Origin of the sequence: Curtobacterium sp. TC1 (assembly GCF_019844075.1) — a bacterium.
Lineage (GTDB): Bacteria > Actinomycetota > Actinomycetes > Actinomycetales > Microbacteriaceae > Curtobacterium.
In genome coordinates this window covers 184,839-203,418 of sequence record NZ_CP081964.1, presented here as the reverse complement: position 1 = coordinate 203,418, position 18,580 = coordinate 184,839, and the positions used below count along the sequence as shown (strand labels likewise).

Sequence of the window (18,580 nt, the reverse complement as noted above, 5' to 3'; positions counted from 1 at the left end):
CCGGATCGCCTTCCCACAGAACGACCCGGGTTCCCCTGCCGACGCGGACGCCGGCCGAAGCCTGCTGACCTCAGTCGGTCAGGTACAGCTGCATGTCCTGCGAGACCGCCTTGGCGAACAGGCGCAGCTTCGCGCGCGACTCCACCCGGCTGACGGCCTGACGGGTCGTGTGCACGATCTTCGAGATCTCGTCGAGCGTCATCGGCTTGTCGTCGTCGAGGCCGTAGCGCATGCGGATCACGTTGGCCTCTTCGCTCGGCAGCTCGGCGACGATCGAACGGATGTCGCGGTGCAGGAGCGTGGTCTCGGTGAGCTCGTTCGGGGACGCAGCGTCCTCGTCCTCGATGAAGTCGCCGAGCTCGCTGTCGTCCGAGTCTCCGACGACCGTGTGGATCGACACCGGCTCGTGCGAGCGGCCCTTGAGGTCGACGAGTTCCTCGACGGTCATGCTCAGCTCGGCGGCGACCTCGTCGGGCATCGGCGCACGGCCGAGGTCCACCGTCAGGTCGCGCTCGGTGCGGGAGATCTTGTTGATCAGCTCCACGGTGTGCACCGGGATGCGGATCGTGCGGGCCTTGTCGGCGAGACCACGCGAGATCGCCTGGCGGATCCACCAGGTGGCGTAGGTCGAGAACTTGTAGCCCTGCGTGAAGTCGAACTTCTCGACCGCGCGGACGAGACCGAGGTTGCCCTCCTGGATGACGTCCATGAACGGCAGGCCACGCTGCGAGTAGCGCTTCGCGATGCTCACGACCAGGCGGAGGTTCGAGGTGATCATGCGCTCCTTGGCACGCTCACCGTCGCGGACGAGCCAGCGCAGTTCGCGCTGCAGGGTCTTCGCGAGGCCCTTCTCGGTCGCGAGCTTCCCCTCGGCGAAGAGGCCGACCTCGATGCGGCGGGCGATCTGCGCTTCTTCCTCGGCGGTGAGGAGCGAGAGACGGCCGATGTGGCGCAGGTAGTCGCCGACCTGGTCGACCGAAGCACCGCGGACGCCGGCGAGCTGCTCGTCGGCCTCGACCTCGGTGTCGAGGGAGGTGGTCGTGGACTCGGCGCCCTGGGTCTTGGATGCCGCTGCCTTCTTCGTGGTGGCGCGGCGGGTGGTGCTCGGTGCAGCCGTTGCGATCGTCATGGTGTTGCTCCCTGCGTTCGGCGGTGATGGCTTCGTGCGGTGGTGCTGGGGGTGGTGCTTCTGGGTGCTGCTTGGGGTGTTCACGAGTAAAGCGGTCCGGAGGTGTACCCCACAAACCGATCGGAATGATTCTCAGGCTTCTCCGTGATTCGCGGTCGAAACCGTCCCCCGTGGGGTACAGCACTTCCGTCAGTGTGGTCCCCCGAACTGCGCCAGATCAAGGGTGTGACGTGATGTTTCCGGCGTTGCAGGCGTGTTTCTCACGCGTTTCCGAACCTGTACCCCGCCGTACCGCGCCTTCCGGACATGCAAAAGGGGTACGTCCGCCCGGATCAGTGCGATCCGGTGGTCGTACCCCGAAAACCGAAGGGGTGGGGGTCACCAGGAGGGTTCGAGCCACCCGTCCCGGCGCTTGGACGCCTCGAGGTCGGCGTCTCGGTCGAACTCGTCGTACTCGCTCTCGATGTCGCCGACGAGACTGCGACCCGCGAAGGGGTGTGTGGTTGCCATGCGGACGATGCTCACCCCGGCGCGCGACGGCGAGGTGAACGGGGCGTGACTGATCGAGGGCGCACAGGAGTCCAGGCTGGTGACCGCGGTGGGGTCAGCAGCCTGCGGGGTGCGGCGGTGTGGCGGCGCGGCTACTCGGCGGATGCCGGTGCCGGCGCGGGGACGCCGTGCTCGCGCTCGAAACGGGCGCGCTCCTCGGCCTCGACCTTGGCGTACGCGGCACGCTCGGTGCGGTCGGCCCGCATGATGGCGCGCATCACGAACCAGAAGATGAGGCCGACGACGATGGTCGGCGTCAGGGCGAAGATGATCCCGGTCACGACTCCATGCGGCACCGGAGCATCGTACCCCGCCCCGGCGCCGACGAACTGTGTGCGGGCTACTTCACCAACGGGAACAGGATCGTCTCGCGGATGCCGAGGCCGGTGATCGCCATCAGCAGGCGGTCGACACCCATGCCCATGCCACCGGACGGCGGCATCGCGTGCTCGAGGGCACGCAGGAACTCCTCGTCGACGCGCATCGCCTCGGGGTCGCCGCCGGCCGCGAGCTTCGCCTGCTCGACGAAGCGCTCCCGCTGGACGACGGGGTCGACGAGCTCGGAGTAGGCGGTCGCGAGCTCGAAGCCGCGCACGTACAGGTCCCACTTCTCGACGATGCCGGGACGGGTGCGGTGCTCGCGGGTGAGCGGCGAGGTGTCGACCGGGAAGTTCATCACGAACGTCGGGCGGTCGAGCGAGTCGATGACGAAGTGCTCCCAGAGCTCCTCGACGTACTTGCCGTGCGTGGCGTGCGCGACCTCGACACCCTCGGCCGCCGCGAGCTCCTGCAGTTCGGACAGCGGGGTCTCGGGGGTGATCTCGCGTCCGGCGGCCTCGGACAGCGAGCCGTACATGTCGATGCGCGGCCACTCGCCGCCGAGGTCGTAGGTGCTGCCGTCGGGCAGGGTGACCTCGAGCGAGCCGCCGGTGACCGCCCGAGCAGCGCTCTGCACGAGCTCCTGGGTCAGGTCGGCCATCTGCTCGTAGTTGCCGTAGGCCTGGTACGCCTCGACCATGGCGAACTCGGGCGAGTGCGACGAGTCGGCGCCCTCGTTGCGGAAGTTCCGGTTGATCTCGAACACCCGGTCGATGCCGCCGACGACGGCACGCTTCAGGAAGAGCTCCGGCGCGATGCGCAGGAAGAGCTCGGTGTCGAACGCGTTCGAGTGCGTCACGAACGGTCGGGCCGAGGCACCGCCGTGCTGGGTCTGCAGCATCGGCGTCTCGACCTCGAGGTACTCGTGCGAGGTGAACGTCTGGCGGAGCGACGACATCACGGCGGCGCGGGCGCGGACGGTGGCGCGCGCTTCGTCGCGGACGATGAGGTCCAGGTAGCGCTGACGGACCCGCGTCTCCTCGTTGAGTTCGTTGTGCAGGTTCGGCAGCGGCAGGATCGCCTTCGCCGCGATCGCCCACTCGTCGACCATGATCGACAGCTCACCGCGGCGCGAGGAGATCACGCGGCCGTGCACGAACACGTGGTCGCCGAGGTCGACGAACTCCTTCCAGCGCGCCAGGGACTCGTCACCGACCTCGGCCAGGGACACCATCGCCTGGATGCGGGACCCGTCACCGGACTGCAGCGACGCGAAGCAGAGCTTGCCGGTGTTGCGCGAGAACACGATGCGGCCGGCGATGCCGACGACGTCCTGGGTCTCCTCACCCGTCTCGAGGTGGGCGTACTGCTCGCGGACCGCCGGGATCGTCGTCGTGATCGGGAGCTCGGCGGGGTACGCCTCGATGCCGGACTCGAGCAGCTTCGCGCGCTTGTCGAGCCGGACCTGTCGCTGCTCGCTGGTCTCCTGCTCGGCCAGTGCGGCGGCGTCGGCGATCGCGGTGTCGGTGGTGGCGGTCTCGTCGGTCATGCGGGTGCGGCTCCGATGGTCGTGGGGGTCGGGGGAAATGCTACCCGCGCCGCGCTCCCGCCCCGGACTCGCTACAGCGTCGACTGCCCGTCGGCCGCCGTCAGCGCGTTGTCCACGGCGGAGCGGACGAGCGCACCGAGCACCCGGCCGGGGTGGTCCACGCCGATGCCGGACAGCGTTCCCGCCGACTGGTCCACGATCGCGGTCGAGAAGCTCACGGCGGCGCGGACGGCGTCGGCGTACGCGGGTCGGTCCCCCTCGGCGACGACGAACGGCTCGGCGCCCATCTCGACCACCAGGGCCTGCGCGATGGGCAGCACCGGCGAAGGTGCGGTCACCGCGCAGTAGGCGTCACGCAGCCGCGACAGGTCGACACTCGTGCCGGTGAACGCCATCGCCGGGTGGATGGCGAGCGGGATCGCACCCGCCGCCATCGCGGGGGCGAGGATGCCGACACCGTGGTCCGGGCTGGTGTGCACGACGAGCTGGCCGGGCTGCCAGATGCCGGCGTCCGCCAGGCCCTGCACCAGCGAGGCCAGCTGGTCGTCCGGCACGGCGAGGAGCACGAGTTCGCTCCGCTCGACCAGGTCCGGCGTCGCGAGCACGGGAGCGCCGGGCAGCATGGCCTCGGCACGGTCGCGCCCCTCGGCGGACACCGCGGTGACGCCGACGACCGCGTGCTCCGCGTTCGCCAGTGCGGCACCGAGCACGGGTCCGACCCGTCCGGCACCGACGACGCCGACGCCGAGGCGCCCGGCCCTCATCGGACTGCTCCGGTGGGCGGGACGTCGCTCCACCCCGGGCCGGGAGGCACGGTGCCGGGCCGGTGGTCGGCGTCGGGCCCGGCAGGGGCACTGGTCTCAGGCCACGGCACGTCCGCAGCGTGCGTGACGGACGCGGGACGGGCCTCCCGTTCGCGCCACCGGTGGGACGTGTCGACCGCAGCCGCCTCGACGGCGCGGTGGGTGGTCTCCGACCACAGGCGCTGCGCGTCCCGCGCGTCGAGCGCACCGACGCGGGCCGAGACCGGCCCGGCGACGGTGTGCACGTGGACGGCGGCGAGCCGCAGGGCACGTTCGAGCGGACCCTGTTCGACCTTGACGCTCTGCACCCGGGGCAGCGGCACGATGACGAGCGACCGCCAGACGGCCCCGAGCCGCAGCAGCACGGCGCCCTGCACGAACCGGTACCCGTTGCGTCGGAACGCGAAGGGTCGGAGCCACGCGCCGCGGCGCGGGGAGTGCACGAAGCCGCCCTGGTCCCCACTCGTGGTCAGGCTGTCGTCGACGACGCTGACGGCCTCGGCGGAGCCTTCGCGCAGCGCCTCCTGCGAGGCTTCGGGGCCGGCGACGACCGTGCCGACCAGGCCGGGCAGGATGATGTCGAGGACCTCGCGGACGTCGGCCGCGGTGCCCACGGGCAGCACGATCGCGGACGCCTGCTGGTTGCTCGACGCACCGTTGCCGGCGTTCGTCGCCCGGTTGATCCGGACGTCCCACCAGCCGAACGGGCGCCAGAGCAGCGGCTGCGCGACACTGACGGCGTGGATGCGGCCGGGGGGCAGCGTCTCGTTCGAGGTCGAGACGAGCCCGAACCCGATCCGGATGCCGTCGCGGGTCTCGGCGATCGTGTACTGCAACGACCTCGAGAACTTGCGGACGTAGTAGCTCCCCGCACCGATCACCGCGGGGAACAGCCCGAACAGGATCCCGTACTCGCCGGTGAGCGCGACGCTGACGATCATCGCCGCCACGGCCAGCAGGATGAAGACGGTGGTGCCGGAGAGCAGCATCGACGCGATCAGTCGTCCGGGCTTGACCTTGACGATCCGGGTCGCGTGCACGGCGGCGGGGTCGAGTTCCGGCGAGAACATCTCGTCGACGCGGTCCTGCAGCACGCCGTTCGACGCACGCGCCGGACCGCTGCCGCGGTCGTCGTCCTTCGCGCCGGACGCGAGCACGAGGATGCGCGACCGCAGGTCGTCGGCGGCCCGCACCCCCAGGTACGCGAGCTGCACGTTGGCGTCGTTGCCGGCCTGCGCGATCTCGAGCTTCGCGGTGCCGAACACCCGCGGGATGAGCGGCCGCGAGATGTTGATGCCCTGGATCCGGTCGAGTCGGGCCTTGCGGTGGTTCCGGAACAGCACGCCGGAACGGACCTCGACGATCTCGCCGGTCACCCGGAACTCGTGCATCCGCCAGGACAGGTAGAACAGCCCGATCAGCACGAGCAGGAACACCGCGACGCCGAGCAGCACCCAGCCGACGACGCCGTGCTCGTACACGTAGCGGACCGGGTCGCCGTCCGGCTGCTCGCCGCCGGGGATGAAGAACTCGACGAGCTGGTCACGCAGGCTGTTCAGCACGTAGCCGAGGATGACGATCAGGAAGATCCCGCCCTTCAGCAGCGGGGTCAGCGGGTGCAGGCGGTGCCACTCGCCGTCGGTCAGGGGCGCTGCTGCAGCGGCGTTCCCGCGTGTGGGCGGGGCGGGCGGCGGCGGGGCGGGTCGGAAGGTCACCGCGACCCCCTACAGCCCGGCGCGGCGGGACTCGGCGAGTTCGACGAGCCGGTCGCGCAGCTCGTCGGCGTCGGTGGCCGGGATGCCGGGGATGCGGACGTTCGTGGCGGCCGCGGCGGTGACGAACTTCAGCTCGCTCATGCCGAGTGCACGGTCGAGCGGACCCCTGGCCACGTCGACGAGCTGCATCCGGCCGTACGGCACGGCCGTGAACCGCTGCCACATCAGGCCGCGGCGGACCACCAGGTCGTCGTCGCGCAGGGCGTAGCCGATCGCGCGGACACGGCGGGGCGTGAGGGCCGCGGTGACCAGCGTGGTGACGAGCACCACGATGCCGATGAGCAACCAGACCGTGCCGGCGCCCGAGCCGAAGCCGTCGTTCACGATCCCGATCAGGACCAGGCCGGCGGTCACCACGAGCCCGATCACCAGCGTCGTGACGAGTTCGGTCCACACGAGCTTGGCGGACACCCTGGTCCAGTCGATGCCGGTCAGGCCGAGCCCCGGCTCGTCGAGTCGTTCACGCGCCATCGCGGGCCTCCAGGGGGTGTGCTCGGGTCAGTTCGCCGTCGTGCCGGTGCGGGGGTCGCCCGGCTCGTCGTCGTCACCAGGGGGTGCGATGCACATGCGCTCTGCCACGAGTGCGCAGACCGTCAGCACGACCCCGCCCCCGACGGCGACCACGTTCGGCAGGGTCGAGCCTAGCGAAGGCGTCACCGAGCGGGTCAGGAGGTACACGACCAGCCCGATCGCGAAGCCACCGAACAGGGCGCCGCAGATGCTCGAGGCCTTCGCGAGGACCACGACGCGGGTGGCGTAGAGCGGATCGACCGGGCGCTGCCGCCCGGCGCCGTCGCGGGCGTGCCGGCGGACGGGACGCGCCATGAGCACGACGGCGACCCCGATGAACGCGAGCGTGATGCCGAGCGGCACGGCGAGCAGCAGCGTCGGCGACTGGCGCGACGCCAGCACCGCGTCGAACGCGAAGCCCGCCACCGCGGTGACGACGGCGATGCTGAACAGGGTGGAGAGACGGGTCGGCTTCACGCGCTGGTCACGTTCCCTTCCGTGGAGGTCGCGGGGACCGCGGTCGTCCAGGAGGCCCGGCGCACGTCCGCGAACAGGCGCGGCTCGTCGACGCGCTCGGTGTCGTCCCCCACGGCGGCGAGCAGGTCGGCCACCGGGCCGACGCCGGGCAGGACGGCCGCGGGGTCGGCGTCGAGCCACGGTGCGAGCACGAAGGCCCGCTCGGCGGCGCGGGGGTGCGGCACGGTGAGCGTGGCGGTGTCGATGCGCAGGTCGTCGACGGCGACGACGTCGAGGTCGAGGGTCCGGTCGCCCCAGCGGACGTCGCGGGTGCGGCCGTGCTCGTCCTCGATGCCGTGCAGGGCGTCGAGGAACGCCTGCGGCTCGAGGTCGGTGTCGACGACCACGACGGCGTTGCGGTACCGCGGCTTGGTGTCGTCGCGGCCGTCCAGCGTGACGGCGACCGACTCGACCTCGTGGCTCGAGGCCACCGGGTGCACGCCGGGCAGCGCGGCGACCGCCCGGGCAGCGGCGCGGAGGGTGCTCCCCCGGTCGCCGAGGTTGGCGCCGAGCGCGACGACGACGCGGCTCACGCTGCTCCCTCGTCCGGCACGGTCGCCCCACGGGCACGCCGGATGGTGATCGAGACGTCGGTGAACGGCACGGTGATGGGTGCCTGCGGCTTGTGCACCGTGACCTCGGTCGCCAGGGCCGCGCGGTGGGTGAGCACGGCGGCCGCGATGCGTTCGGCGAGGGTCTCGATGAGGTCGACCGGGTCGCGCTCGATCTCGGCGACGACCTGCTCGGCGAGCACGCCGTAGTGCACGGTGGCGTCGAGGTCGTCGCTGCCCGAAGCGGCGCGGGCGTCGAGTTCCACGGCGACGTCGACGACGAAGTCCTGACCGTCGGCGCGTTCGTGGTCGAAGACCCCGTGGTGGCCGCGCGCGCGGACCCCGACGAGGCGGATGGTGTCGTTCACGAGCGAGCTGCCCTCCAGGCGTCCCAGACGTCGAGCACGGCACGGGTCGGTGCCGGGTCGTGCACGCGCACCCCCCACGCGCCGCGTTCGGCGGCGAGCAGGCTGATGGCGGCGGTGGCGAGGTCGCGGTCCTTCGGCGGGGCGCCCTCGGGGCTCCCGACGCCGTCCAGGAACCGCTTGCGTGATGCGGCGACGAGCACGGGCAGGCCGATCGAGGCGAACCGTTCGTACCCGGCCAGGATCTCCCAGTTCTGCACGCCCTGCTTGGCGAAGCCGAGGCCCGGGTCGATGACGACCTGTTCCTGTCGTACGCCGAGGACGATGAGCTCGGCGACCCGCATCTCGACCTCGCGCCGGACCTCGTCGACGGCGTGCACGTACTCGGCGTTCCGGTACATCCGGTCGCTGTGACCACGCCAGTGCATGACCACGAACCCGGCCCCGGTCGACGCGACCACACGGGCCATGTCCGGGTCGGCCAGGCCGCCGGACACGTCGTTGACGATCGCGGCGCCGAGTTCGACGGCCCGTTCGGCGGTCGAGGCGTTCATCGTGTCGACGCTCACGGGGATGCCCTCGGCGACGAGCTGCTGCACGACCGGCAGGACGCGCTCCTGCTCGACCGGCACCGGCACGCGCTCGGAGCCGGGCCGCGTGGACTCCCCGCCGACGTCGATGATGTCGGCACCCGCGGCGACGAGGTCACGCGCGTGCTGCACAGCGGCGTCGTAGGCCTGGTGCAGCCCGCCGTCGCTGAACGAGTCCGGCGTCACGTTGAGGATGCCCAACACCCGCGTGCGGTCCGGTGTCGGACCGCCGCGGGTGTCGAGCCGACGAGCACGTCTCGTCGGCAGGTCGGTCATGCCGGCCCCCTACGCCGGGGCGATACCCGGGTTGCCGAAGGGGCGACGACGGGGCTTCGAGGTCGACTCGCTGTCCGACTGGTCCGCTGCGGTGGCGGCGGCCTGCCCGGGCACGTCGATCGCGGGCAGGTTGCTCACCGGACGCTTGTCGCTGGAGAGCCACTGCGGGCGTTCCGGCAGCTTGCGGACGTCCTTGAAGATCTCCACGAGCTCCGGGGCGTCGAGCGTCTCCTTCTCGAGGAGCTCGCCAGCCAGGCGGTCGAGGATGTCGCGGTTGTCGTTGAGCACCTGGTAGGCCTCGTTGTGCGCGGCCTCGAGCAGCGCACGGGTCTCGGCGTCGACGGTCTGGGCGATGTTCTCCGAGTAGTCGCGACCGGTCCCGCCGCTCATGTCGCGGCCGACGAACGGCTCGCTCGACCCGGACCCGAGCTTGACGGACCCGACGGCCTGGCTCATGCCGTACTCGGTGACCATCTTGCGCGCGGTGCCGGTGGCCTTCTCGATGTCGTTCGAGGCGCCGGTGGTGGGGTCGTGGAACACGATCTCCTCGGCGACGCGACCACCCATGGCGTAGGTGAGCTGGTCGAGCAGCTCGTTGCGGGTGACCGAGTACTTGTCCTCGAGCGGGAGCACCATCGTGTAGCCGAGGGCACGGCCGCGCGGCAGGATCGTGATCTTCGTGACCGGGTCGGTGTGCCGCATCGCCGCAGCCGCCAGGGCGTGGCCGCCCTCGTGGTACGCGGTGATCAGGCGCTCCTGGTCGGACATGATCCGGGTCCGGCGCTGCGGGCCCGCCATCACGCGGTCGACGGCCTCGTCCAGCGCGCGGTTGTCGATGAGCTGCGCGTTCGAGCGGGCGGTCAGCAGAGCGGCCTCGTTCAGGACGTTCGCCAGGTCGGCACCGGTGAAGCCCGGCGTCTTGCGGGCGAGCAGCTCGAGGTCGACGCTCGCGGCGAGCGGCTTGCCCTTTGCGTGCACCTCGAGGATCTGCTGGCGGCCGGCCATGCCCGGGGCGTCGACACCGATCTGACGGTCGAAGCGGCCCGGACGCAGGAGCGCGGGGTCGAGCACGTCGGGACGGTTCGTCGCGGCGATGAGGATGACGTTCGTCTTGCCGTCGAAGCCGTCCATCTCGACGAGCAGCTGGTTGAGCGTCTGCTCGCGCTCGTCGTTGCCGCCGCCGATGCCGGCACCGCGGTGACGACCGACGGCGTCGATCTCGTCGATGAAGACGATGGCCGGCGAGTTCGCCTTGGCCTGCTCGAAGAGGTCACGGACACGGCTCGCACCGACACCGACGAACATCTCGACGAAGTCCGAACCGGAGATCGAGTAGAACGGCACGCCCGCCTCGCCGGCGACGGCGCGGGCGAGCAGGGTCTTGCCGGTCCCGGGAGGGCCGTACAGCAGCACGCCCTTCGGGATCTTGGCGCCGACGGCCTGGAACTTCGCCGGCTCCTTCAGGAACTCCTTGATCTCGTGGAGTTCCTCGATCGCCTCGTCGGAGCCCGCGACGTCGGCGAACGACACCTGCGGGTTCTCCTTGTTGTTGATCTTGGCCTTCGACTTGCCGAACTGCATGACCTTCGAGCCGCCGCCCTGGGCGCTCGAGAGCAGGAACCAGAACAGGGCACCGATGATCAGGAAGGGGAGCAGGACACCGAGGAGCGACAAGAACCAGTTGCCCTGTTGCACGCGGTCGTCGTAGCCCTTCGGCAGGTTGGCGTCGTTGACGGCCTGGATGACCTCTTCACCGCGGGGCGTGGAGTAGTAGAACTGCTCCTGCTTGTCGCCGTCACGGAGCGTCAGGTCGACCCGCTGCTCGGTGGAGTTGACGATCGCGGACGAGACCTTGCTGTCGGCGAGCTGCTCGAGGCCCTTCTGGGTGCTGACCTCGGTCGTGCTGCCCTGGCTGATGACGCTCCAGCCGATGAAGATGCCCGCCAGCGCGATCAGCACGTAGAGGTACGGGCCGCGGAAGATGCGCTTGAAGTTCATGTGATCCGGGCGCGAGTGCCCGACACCTTTCTCTGCCGAAGTTGCGTGCAGGTCAGCATACGGCCGCGATTCTGTGGCGAGAATGGGTGTCCTCTGCGGGCGAACTCGACCCGAGGGACGTGCCCCCTGGACGGGTTACGAGTACACGTGGGGCGCCAGGACGCCCACGCCGCGCAGGTTGCGGTAGCGCTCGTCGTAGTCCAGGCCGTAGCCGACCACGAACGCGTCCGGGATGTCGAAGCCCACGTACTTCACGTCGACCTCGACCTTGGCGGCCTCGGGCTTGCGCAGCAGGGCGACGATCTCGACGCTCGCGGCACCGCGGGACTGCAGGTTCTGCTTGAGCCACGACAGCGTCAGACCGGAGTCGATGATGTCCTCGACGATGAGGACGTCGCGGCCGTGCAGGTCGGTGTCGAGGTCCTTGAGGATCCGCACCACACCGGACGACTTCGTGCCGGAGCCGTACGACGACACCGCCATCCAGTCCATGCGCGCCTGCATCTTCAGGTGGCGCGAGAAGTCCGCCATCACCATGACGGCACCCTTCAGGACACCGACGAGCAGGGGGTCGCGACCCGCGTAGTCGGCGTCGACGACCGCCGCGAGTTCGGCGAGCTTGTCGTCGATCTGCTCGGGGGTGAAGAGGACTTCGGACAGGTCTGCCTGGACGTCGGAGAGTTCCACCGGTCCAGCCTAACCGGCACTGAACGACAGGCGGTCACCGGATCGCGACGCCCGGACGCCCGGCAGGTCGATCGGTCCCTGCCCGCTCCAGGCGGTGACGAGCCGGCAGACCTCGAGCGTCTGCACCCGCGACAGCGTCACCCCGAACTCGCTCTCGACCGCCAGGCGCACGAGCCGCTGCCGGAGCGCGGGCGGGTTCGCCGCGAGTGCCCGCACCGACAGCGAGATGCCGGCCTCGGTGTGCTCGGCGATGTCCTCCGCGATCTCCTCGGCGAAGTGGTCGAGTGCCGCCGAGTCCTCTCGGAGCTGGTCGGCCGTCCGCGCCAGCGCTTCGGGTACCCCGGCACCGAGTTCGCGCTCGAGCACCGGCATGAGCGCGTTCCGCACGCGCACCCGGGCGAAGGCGCCGTCGTCGTTCTGCGGGTCGTGCCACGGCGCCAGTCCGGCTGCGGCACAGGCCTGCCGCGTCGTGTGCCGGCGCACCGCGAGCAGCGGGCGGCCGTACGCCGGCCCCGGCTCCCGCCGCGCGAGCGGCAGCATGCCCGACAGGCTGTCCGGCCCGCTGCCGCGCAGCAGGCCCAGGAGCACCGTCTCCGCCTGGTCGTCCAGGGTGTGTCCCAGCAGCACGAGACGCGACCCGGTGACGGACGCGACGTCCGCGATCGACGCGTGACGGGCCTCCCGGGCGGCGCCCTCCGGACCACCGTCGGAGCCGACCGTGACCCTGCGGACCGTCACCGGGTCGAGTCCCAACTCGGATGCCTGCCGGGAGGCACGGCTCGCAACCGCCTCGGAGCCCGCCTGGAGCGCGTGGTCGACGACGACTGCCCCGGCTCGGAGCCCCTGCTTGCCCGCCTCGAATGCGGTGGCCGCGGCGAGCGCGAGCGAGTCCGGTCCGCCGCTCAGCGCGACCAGGACGAGGTCGCCCGCGGCGACGACGCCGTCGTCGAGCGCGGTGGCGAGCAGGTCGCGGACCGCCAGGCGGGTCTCGGCGACGGCAGGGTCCAGCCGGGGACGCGGAGAGTTCACCCGGTAACGTTAGCCGCGCTCTCGGGACCACCGACAGCCCCACCGACACACCAGGAGTGCAGACATGGCCGCGTACGACGTCGTCGTCGAGATCCCCAAGGGCAGCCGCAACAAGTACGAGGTGGACCACGAGACCGGTCGCGTCTACCTCGACCGCGTGCTGTTCACGTCGTTCGTCTACCCGACCGACTACGGCTTCTTCGAGAAGACCCTGGCCGACGACGGCGACCCCGTGGACGCGCTGCTGCTCCTCGAGTTCCCGACGTTCCCCGGCGTGGGCGTCAAGGTGCGCCCGGTCGGCGTCTTCAAGATGAGCGACGAGGCCGGCAAGGATGAGAAGGTCCTCGTGGTCCCCGCGAAGGACCCGCGCTGGACGCACATCCAGGACATCTCGGACGTCGACGAGCAGACGAAGGCCGAGATCGCGCACTTCTTCGAGCGGTACAAGGACCTCGAGCCGAACAAGTGGGTCAAGGCCGAGGGCTGGGGCGACGCCGCCGAGGCCGAGGCCATCGTGCAGGCCGGCCAGGCCGCCTACGTGCCCGCTGGTCACTGACGCTCCGCACGCGAACGGCGCCCGCTCTCCATCGGGAGGGCGGGCGCCGTTCTGTGTCGGGGGTTGCTTTGTCGGGCGGAGTCGGGGGGCGTACCTGGTGGGATCGGGCGTACCTGGTGCTCTGATCCGGGCAGGTACGCCCGATCTCACTTGCTACCGCAGCCGTTCTGGGAACGACCGGGCGCGGGCTACAGGGAGCCGCTCGGGCGGGCGACGTAGGGCAGGAGCTGGCTCGGCGTCCAGACCGCCCGCTCGACCACGCCGACACCCGGTCGGGCCGCTTCGACCATCATCCCGTTGCCGGTGTAGATCGAGTCGTGGTAACCGCCTGACGCGGTTCCGTTCGACGAGTAAAAGAGGATGTCGCCGGGCTGGCGCTGCGAGAGCGGCACGAGACGGCCGATCGATCCGAAGTAGTTGTACTGCCAGACGACGTTGTGTCCGCCGGTCGCGATGCCCTGCGAGCTGTACGCCATCATGACGAGGCCGGAGCAATCCCAGGTGTTCGGGCCGGCGCCGCCGAGGACGTAGGGCTTGCCAAGCTGCCCGCGGGCGTAGGAGATCGCACCGGCGGCCTTCGAGGGGCTGCTCGGGGCCGGCGCCGGGGTGGTGGGCGCGGGGGTGCTCGGCTTCGAGGGGGTGGGCGTGCTCGGCTTGGCGGGCGCGGGCGCCGGTGCCGGTGCCGGTGCGGCCGGCGTGCTCGGCTTCGACGGGGTGCTCGGACGCGACGGGGTGGTCGTGCCGCCGCCGGTGCTCGGGCTCGTACCGGAGCCGGTGCTCGGGCTCGTACCGCCGGTGCTGCCGCCGCCGGTGTTGTTGGTGGTGGTGCTGCCGCTGCTGTTGTTGGTGCTGCTGCCGTTGCTGCCGCTCGTCTGGGCCGCCAGGGCGGTCTCCGCCGCCTTGGCCTGCTGCGCACTCCAGTAGGCGCTCTCCGTCGCGACACTCGTGCCCTTGAGGTACGCGAGCTGGCGGAGGACCTCGTCCTGCTGATCCTGCTGCTTCTGCACCCGGGCCTGGGCGTCGGCCGAGACGTCGTTGGCGGTGGCGAAGGCGGTCTTCGTCGCCTCGGTCGCCTTGCTCAGCGCCGTCGTGGCGACGGCCTGCTGGTCGGCGAGCGAGTCCACCGTCTTCTGGTCGGAGCGGGCCTGCGCCAGGATCGTCGCCGATCGCTCGGACAGATGCGACATCGTGCCGACGCGGTAGAGCAGGTCCCCGGAGTCGGACGCGTCCGTGAGCATCGTCGTCGACAGGTCGCCGCCGCCCGTGCGGGACAGCTCGACCACGAGCGCGGCCACCTGGCCAGCGGAGTCGTCCGCCTTGCCCTTCGCGCGCTTCGACTGGGCGGACAGGTCGGCGAGGGTGTCCTTCGCCTCCTGCTGCTGCGATGCCGCGAGGGCGTACGCCTGCCCGGCCTGCTGCTCGACGATGCCGGCGCGGTCCGCGGCGTCCTGCAGTGCGGTCAGCCGGTCGCTCAGCTCGTCCACCGTCTGCTGCGCGTCGGCGGCATCCGACTTCGCGGCCTTGACGTCGTCCCAGGACGGCGCCGACGGCGCGGCCTGGGCGGGTCCCGCGACGACGACCGACAGCCCGATGCCGAGCACGGCGACGGTGGCGATCCCGCAGGAGAACGAGCGAGCGGACAGGATCATGGCGGGGTCAACGCATCCCGGCTGCGCTGATGCTCATACCGAGATCCCCCGCGCTGCCATGAAGGGGACCGGGTCGACGGCAGCACCGTTGACCCGGGTCTCGAAGTGGAGGTGGCACCCGGTCGACCAGCCGGTCGAACCGATCTTGGCGATCTGCTGCCCGGCGGAGACGTGCTGGCCGTTCGCGACCATGATCCCGCCGTCGACGATGTGCCCGTAGGCCGTCGAGATGCCGCCGCCGTTGTCCAGGATGACCTCGTTGCCGTACCCGCCGCCGTTGCCCGCGAAGGTCACGGTGCCGTCGTGGGCGGCGTAGATCGGGGCGTAGCAGGCGGGAGCGAGGTCGACCCCGGCGTGCAGTGCCGTGTAGTGCGTGTACGGGTCGACGCGGATGCCGTAGCCGCTCGTCTGGAAGCCGCCGGCCGGCCGGACCCACCCGGCCGAGTTGGCCGTCCCGCCGCCGGTGCCGCCCTGACTCGTCGCCGCGGCCTTCGCTGCCGCCTTGGCCGCAGCCGCGGCGATGCGCGCCTGTCGTGCCTTCTCGGCGGCGACGCCCTTGCGGTAGTCGGCCTCGACCCCGCGCTGCTTGGTGGTGAGGGCGGTCAGCTGGGCCTCGAGCCGCGACTCGTTGTCGTTCTGGGCGTCGACGGCGGTCTGCGCCGCGTCGGCAGCACCCTGGGCCTGCTGCATCTTCGACTGGGCTGCGTCGGCGAGGTCACCCAGGGCCGCCTTGGCCTTGTCCGCCTTGTCGGCCTGCGCCTGGGCGGTGCCGCGGTCCTGCGACGCCTGCGAGTAGATGCCGTCGGCCTGCTCGCTGAGCTTCGACATGGCGCCGAGCTCGTAGAGCAGGTCAGCGGAGTCCGAGGGGTGCGTGAGGATGTCGGTCGTCACGTCGTTGGCGCTGGCCCGACCGAGCTGCGCGGCGAGCTGGCCGGCCTGCTCCTCGGACTGGGCGGCGGTCTGTTCGGCGTCGTCCGCCTGGGACTGGAGCGTCTTCTGCTCGAGCGTCGCCTCGTCGTACTTGTTCTGCGCGGCCTGGTAGGCCTCGCCGGCGGCCTGCGCGGCCTTCTGCTTGGCAGCGGCCTCGGTCTTCAGCGACGAGATGAGCGACTTGATCTCGGTGACCTTCGCCTGCTGGGCACTCGTCGAGGACTTGGCCTTCTGCACCTCGGACCAGCTCGGGTAGCTCGCGGCGCTGGCCGAAGTCGCCGGGGCGAGGACCGCGAGGGTGCTGCTCGCGAGCGCGACGGCGACCGCGGCGGCGACGAGGCGGCTGCGGTTGCGGAGGGAGAGCGAAGGTGAGGTCGACATGTATCTCGATTTCGTAACAGCGCGGCAAGGCTCACGCACGTAACACTGTTAACAGACGCAACAGTAACAACAGGTGTCGCAGCCCCGCAGCCCCTCGGACGAGGGGCGCGGAGCCGACGACGATGCTCGCACCGCAACCTCGACACCCAGTGCCGGACGGGCGCGACACGCCGGGGATTCCGCGGGAACGGGGCCCGATTTGCGAACCCCCCGGGGCATCCGTATGCTTGTCCATCGGTAGCGCGAAGCACCACTTGCGGCCCTATCGTTTAGTGGCCTAGGACACCGCCCTTTCACGGCGGCAGCACGGGTTCGAATCCCGTTGGGGTCACTCTCCGAGTGAGCGAGCAAGTAGTACCGAGCAACACCACAGCAATTCAACATGGCCCTGTAGCGCAGCTGGTTAGCGTGCCGCCCTGTCACGGCGGAGGTCGCGGGTTCAAGTCCCGTCAGGGTCGCCACGGCTGGATAGCTCAGTTGGTAGAGCGTTCGACTGAAAATCGAAAGGTCCACGGATCGATGCCGTGTCCAGCCACCGGTGAAGGCCCCCTGCTTCGGCAGGGGGCCTTTTCCGTTGGCTGAGCGGCTTGGCCCGGGGCGGCGCTAGGCCTCGCGGGTCTTCGGGCTGCTGTCGTTCGTCTTCGCCGGGTCGCGTTCGACCACGGAACCGAGGGCATCGTCGATCCGACTGAGCAGCTCCGTCGGGATCGTGACGCCAGCGGCACCCGCGTTGTCGTGCACCTGCTCCGGACGCGACGCCCCGATGATCGCACTCGCGACGTTCTCGTTCTGCAGCACCCAGGCGACGGCGAGCTGCGCCATCGACAGGTCGAGCTCCTTCGCGATCGGCTCGAGCTCCTGCACGGAGGACAGCACCTCGTCGCGCATGAACCGCTTGATCATGTCCGCGCCGCCCTTGTCGTCGGTGGCACGCGAGCCCTCGGGCAGCGGCTGACCCGGCTTGTACTTGCCGGTCAGCACGCCCTGCGCGATCGGGGACCAGACGATCTGCGAGATGCCGAGCTCCTTCGAGGTCGGCACCACCTCTTCCTCGATGACGCGCCACAGCGCCGAGTACTGCGGCTGGTTCGAGATGAGCTGGAAGCCGAGGTCCTTCGCCAGCGCGGCGCCGGCACGGAGCTGCTCAGCGGTCCACTCGCTGACGCCGACGTACAGGACCTTGCCCTGGCGCACGATGTCGGCGAACGCCTGCATGGTCTCTTCGAGCGGGGTCTCGTGGTCGAAGCGGTGCGCCTGGTACAGGTCGACGTAGTCGGTCTGCAGGCGGCCGAGCGAGCCGTCGATCGACTCGAGGATGTGCTTGCGGGACAGCCCGGTGTCGTTGTGCCCCTTCGGCCCGGTCGGCCCGAACACCTTCGTGGCGATCTCGAGCGACTGGCGCCGCTCCCCCTTGAGGGCTTCGCCGAGGACGGTCTCGGCGCCGGTGTTGGCGTAGACGTCGGCGGTGTCGAACGTCGAGATGCCGACCTCGAGGGCGGCCTTGACGCAGGCGATCGCCGCGTCGTTCTCGACCTGGGATGCGTGGGTGAGCCAGTTGCCGTAGGTGATCTCGGAGACCTTGAGGCCCGAGTTGCCGAGGTAGCGGTACTCCATGTGCGTGTCACTCCTGTCGTGGCCGCGTCGGTGCGGCTCCGTCGGCGACGGTAGTCCTCGGGACCTCCGCGCGAGCCGGTGACTGTACGCTGATGTTTCAGGAGCGACAGGCGAAGACGAAACCCCGGCGATGTGGCTTGGGCCAGGGATCGTTCCGGGGTCTTCGTGGACAACGGTAGCAGACAGGGGTGTGATGCAGGAAGACGAGCTCGAGCGCTTGATCACGGCCGATCGGCTCCGTTCGTACGCCGAGCGGACGGGGTCCTCGACCGGCGCGTTGCGCCTGTACGAGTGGAACATGCGAGCCGCGGCGTCGATCATGGAACTCACCGGCGTCGTCGAGGTAGTCGCGCGCAACGCACTCGACCGAGAACTCTGCGTCTGGGCGGCGGGTCGCACCGCGGACGTCTCGACGAAGTCCACGGCCGGGTCATCGCCGAGCTCACCTTCGGGTTCTGGCGGTATCTCGTCGAATCGCGGTACCACACCTCGCTCTGGGTGCCGGATCTGCACAGGGCCTTCCCGCACGGGCCGGACAACCTCCGCGTGCGGCGGAGCGAGGTGACGCGGCGACTGCAGCAACTGCACTTCGTGCGGAACCGGGCGGCGCACCACGAACCCATCCACGCACGTGACCTGCAGCGGGACCACGACTACGCGCTCGAGCTGCTCGGCTGGATCAGCCCGCACGCGGCGGTGTGGGCGGCGGAGACCACCTCGCTCCGAGCCGTGCTCCGCGCCCGTCCCGACGGGTAGGTGCAGGATCGGTAGGAGTGCGACACGGAGAGGTGCCGCCGGAAGCGAG

At 70.6% G+C, this 18,580-nt stretch carries 19 protein-coding genes and 3 tRNA genes; 5 read left to right on the top strand and 17 right to left on the bottom strand.

Going from position 1 to position 18,580, the window contains the following annotated elements:
- Positions 1 to 70 precede the first annotated feature (70 nt).
- The 14 genes from KZI27_RS02125 to tilS form a co-directional block, all read right to left on the bottom strand.
- Positions 71 to 1,129, bottom strand: coding sequence for a sigma-70 family RNA polymerase sigma factor (locus KZI27_RS02125; RefSeq protein WP_222659123.1), 1,059 nt, complete (start codon positions 1,127 to 1,129; stop codon positions 71 to 73).
- Between the two features lie 378 nt (positions 1,130 to 1,507).
- Positions 1,508 to 1,639, bottom strand: coding sequence for a hypothetical protein (locus KZI27_RS20165; RefSeq protein ID WP_261784019.1), 132 nt, complete (start codon positions 1,637 to 1,639; stop codon positions 1,508 to 1,510).
- A 131-nt stretch (positions 1,640 to 1,770) separates the two neighbouring features.
- The gene (locus tag KZI27_RS02120; protein ID WP_111086942.1) at positions 1,771 to 1,974 is read right to left on the bottom strand and encodes a hypothetical protein; all 204 of its coding nucleotides are present in this window, start codon (positions 1,972 to 1,974) and stop codon (positions 1,771 to 1,773) included.
- Positions 1,975 to 2,018: 44 nt separating this feature from the next.
- Positions 2,019 to 3,545, bottom strand: coding sequence for a lysine--tRNA ligase (gene lysS, locus KZI27_RS02115; RefSeq protein ID WP_222659122.1), 1,527 nt, complete (start codon positions 3,543 to 3,545; stop codon positions 2,019 to 2,021).
- 71 nt (positions 3,546 to 3,616) lie between these two features.
- Positions 3,617 to 4,309, bottom strand: a complete 693-nt coding sequence (locus KZI27_RS02110; protein WP_222659121.1) for a Rossmann-like and DUF2520 domain-containing protein — start codon at positions 4,307 to 4,309, stop codon at positions 3,617 to 3,619.
- On the bottom strand, positions 4,306 to 6,063 hold the full coding sequence (locus KZI27_RS02105) for a PH domain-containing protein (protein WP_222659120.1): 1,758 nt from the start codon (positions 6,061 to 6,063) through the stop codon (positions 4,306 to 4,308). Before KZI27_RS02105 ends, KZI27_RS02110 begins: the two co-directional genes overlap by 4 nt.
- A 9-nt stretch (positions 6,064 to 6,072) precedes the next feature.
- A complete protein-coding gene (locus tag KZI27_RS02100) occupies positions 6,073 to 6,594 on the bottom strand; it encodes a PH domain-containing protein (RefSeq protein ID WP_222659119.1) in 522 nt (173 codons plus the stop codon).
- Between the two features lie 27 nt (positions 6,595 to 6,621).
- Complete coding sequence (locus tag KZI27_RS02095; RefSeq protein WP_222659118.1) at positions 6,622 to 7,110, bottom strand: DUF3180 domain-containing protein; 489 nt, start codon at positions 7,108 to 7,110, stop codon at positions 6,622 to 6,624.
- Positions 7,107 to 7,682 carry a 2-amino-4-hydroxy-6-hydroxymethyldihydropteridine diphosphokinase gene (gene folK / locus KZI27_RS02090; protein ID WP_222659117.1) on the bottom strand — a complete coding sequence of 192 codons (576 nt, stop codon included), beginning with the start codon at positions 7,680 to 7,682 and terminating at the stop codon, positions 7,107 to 7,109. The genes KZI27_RS02095 and folK overlap by 4 nt, the downstream gene beginning before the upstream one ends.
- Positions 7,679 to 8,068 carry a dihydroneopterin aldolase gene (folB, locus tag KZI27_RS02085; RefSeq protein ID WP_222659116.1) on the bottom strand — a complete coding sequence of 130 codons (390 nt, stop codon included), beginning with the start codon at positions 8,066 to 8,068 and terminating at the stop codon, positions 7,679 to 7,681. The genes folK and folB overlap by 4 nt, the downstream gene beginning before the upstream one ends.
- Positions 8,065 to 8,931 (bottom strand): dihydropteroate synthase, encoded by an 867-nt coding sequence (gene folP, locus KZI27_RS02080; protein WP_222659115.1) that lies wholly within the window; start codon positions 8,929 to 8,931, stop codon positions 8,065 to 8,067. Before folP ends, folB begins: the two co-directional genes overlap by 4 nt.
- A gap of 9 nt (positions 8,932 to 8,940) precedes the next feature.
- Positions 8,941 to 10,929 carry an ATP-dependent zinc metalloprotease FtsH gene (gene ftsH / locus KZI27_RS02075; protein WP_222659114.1) on the bottom strand — a complete coding sequence of 663 codons (1,989 nt, stop codon included), beginning with the start codon at positions 10,927 to 10,929 and terminating at the stop codon, positions 8,941 to 8,943.
- Positions 10,930 to 11,064: 135 nt separating this feature from the next.
- Positions 11,065 to 11,616 carry a hypoxanthine phosphoribosyltransferase gene (hpt, locus tag KZI27_RS02070; RefSeq protein WP_205463567.1) on the bottom strand — a complete coding sequence of 184 codons (552 nt, stop codon included), beginning with the start codon at positions 11,614 to 11,616 and terminating at the stop codon, positions 11,065 to 11,067.
- A gap of 9 nt (positions 11,617 to 11,625) precedes the next feature.
- Positions 11,626 to 12,645, bottom strand: coding sequence for a tRNA lysidine(34) synthetase TilS (gene tilS, locus KZI27_RS02065; protein WP_222659113.1), 1,020 nt, complete (start codon positions 12,643 to 12,645; stop codon positions 11,626 to 11,628).
- Positions 12,646 to 12,709: 64 nt separating this feature from the next.
- Here tilS and KZI27_RS02060 point away from each other — a divergent pair, with 64 nt between their 5' ends.
- Positions 12,710 to 13,201: an inorganic diphosphatase gene (locus tag KZI27_RS02060; protein WP_111086931.1), complete on the top strand. Its 492-nt coding sequence runs from the start codon at positions 12,710 to 12,712 to the stop codon at positions 13,199 to 13,201.
- Between the two features lie 188 nt (positions 13,202 to 13,389).
- On the opposite strand, the gene KZI27_RS02055 is transcribed toward KZI27_RS02060, so the two are convergent.
- Together KZI27_RS02055 and KZI27_RS02050 are read right to left on the bottom strand one after the other, a co-directional pair.
- Positions 13,390 to 14,850, bottom strand: coding sequence for an NlpC/P60 family protein (locus KZI27_RS02055; protein WP_222659112.1), 1,461 nt, complete (start codon positions 14,848 to 14,850; stop codon positions 13,390 to 13,392).
- 33 nt (positions 14,851 to 14,883) lie between these two features.
- Positions 14,884 to 16,161, bottom strand: a complete 1,278-nt coding sequence (locus KZI27_RS02050) for a M23 family metallopeptidase (RefSeq protein WP_222659111.1) — start codon at positions 16,159 to 16,161, stop codon at positions 14,884 to 14,886.
- A gap of 258 nt (positions 16,162 to 16,419) precedes the next feature.
- Between KZI27_RS02050 and KZI27_RS02045 the strand changes: the two genes are divergently transcribed.
- The 3 genes from KZI27_RS02045 (at position 16,420) to KZI27_RS02035 (ending at position 16,696) form a co-directional block, all read left to right on the top strand.
- A tRNA-Glu gene (locus KZI27_RS02045) sits at positions 16,420 to 16,492 on the top strand.
- A gap of 53 nt (positions 16,493 to 16,545) precedes the next feature.
- Positions 16,546 to 16,622 (top strand) — tRNA-Asp (locus KZI27_RS02040).
- A gap of 1 nt (position 16,623) precedes the next feature.
- Positions 16,624 to 16,696, top strand: a tRNA-Phe gene (locus KZI27_RS02035).
- 68 nt (positions 16,697 to 16,764) lie between these two features.
- Here the strand turns inward: KZI27_RS02035 and KZI27_RS02030 are convergent.
- Positions 16,765 to 17,775, bottom strand: coding sequence for an aldo/keto reductase family protein (locus tag KZI27_RS02030; RefSeq protein ID WP_222659110.1), 1,011 nt, complete (start codon positions 17,773 to 17,775; stop codon positions 16,765 to 16,767).
- A 498-nt stretch (positions 17,776 to 18,273) separates the two neighbouring features.
- Here KZI27_RS02030 and KZI27_RS02025 point away from each other — a divergent pair, with 498 nt between their 5' ends.
- Positions 18,274 to 18,531, top strand: coding sequence for a hypothetical protein (locus KZI27_RS02025; RefSeq protein WP_222659109.1), 258 nt, complete (start codon positions 18,274 to 18,276; stop codon positions 18,529 to 18,531).
- Positions 18,532 to 18,580: the final 49 nt, after the last annotated feature.

Excerpts from the sequence above, each read along its gene's own strand:
- KZI27_RS02125 (WP_222659123.1), bottom strand. The coding sequence starts at position 1,129 with ATGACGATCGCAACGGCTGCACCGAGCACCACCCGCCGCGCCACCACG.
- KZI27_RS20165 (WP_261784019.1), bottom strand. The coding sequence starts at position 1,639 with ATGGCAACCACACACCCCTTCGCGGGTCGCAGTCTCGTCGGCGACATC.
- lysS (WP_222659122.1), bottom strand. The coding sequence starts at position 3,545 with ATGACCGACGAGACCGCCACCACCGACACCGCGATCGCCGACGCCGCC.
- KZI27_RS02110 (WP_222659121.1), bottom strand. The coding sequence starts at position 4,309 with ATGAGGGCCGGGCGCCTCGGCGTCGGCGTCGTCGGTGCCGGACGGGTC.
- KZI27_RS02100 (WP_222659119.1), bottom strand. The coding sequence starts at position 6,594 with ATGGCGCGTGAACGACTCGACGAGCCGGGGCTCGGCCTGACCGGCATC.
- folP (WP_222659115.1), bottom strand. The coding sequence starts at position 8,931 with ATGACCGACCTGCCGACGAGACGTGCTCGTCGGCTCGACACCCGCGGC.
- ftsH (WP_222659114.1), bottom strand. The coding sequence starts at position 10,929 with ATGAACTTCAAGCGCATCTTCCGCGGCCCGTACCTCTACGTGCTGATC.
- KZI27_RS02060 (WP_111086931.1), top strand. The coding sequence starts at position 12,710 with ATGGCCGCGTACGACGTCGTCGTCGAGATCCCCAAGGGCAGCCGCAAC.
- KZI27_RS02055 (WP_222659112.1), bottom strand. The coding sequence starts at position 14,850 with ATGATCCTGTCCGCTCGCTCGTTCTCCTGCGGGATCGCCACCGTCGCC.
- KZI27_RS02050 (WP_222659111.1), bottom strand. The coding sequence starts at position 16,161 with ATGTCGACCTCACCTTCGCTCTCCCTCCGCAACCGCAGCCGCCTCGTC.
- KZI27_RS02030 (WP_222659110.1), bottom strand. The coding sequence starts at position 17,775 with ATGGAGTACCGCTACCTCGGCAACTCGGGCCTCAAGGTCTCCGAGATC.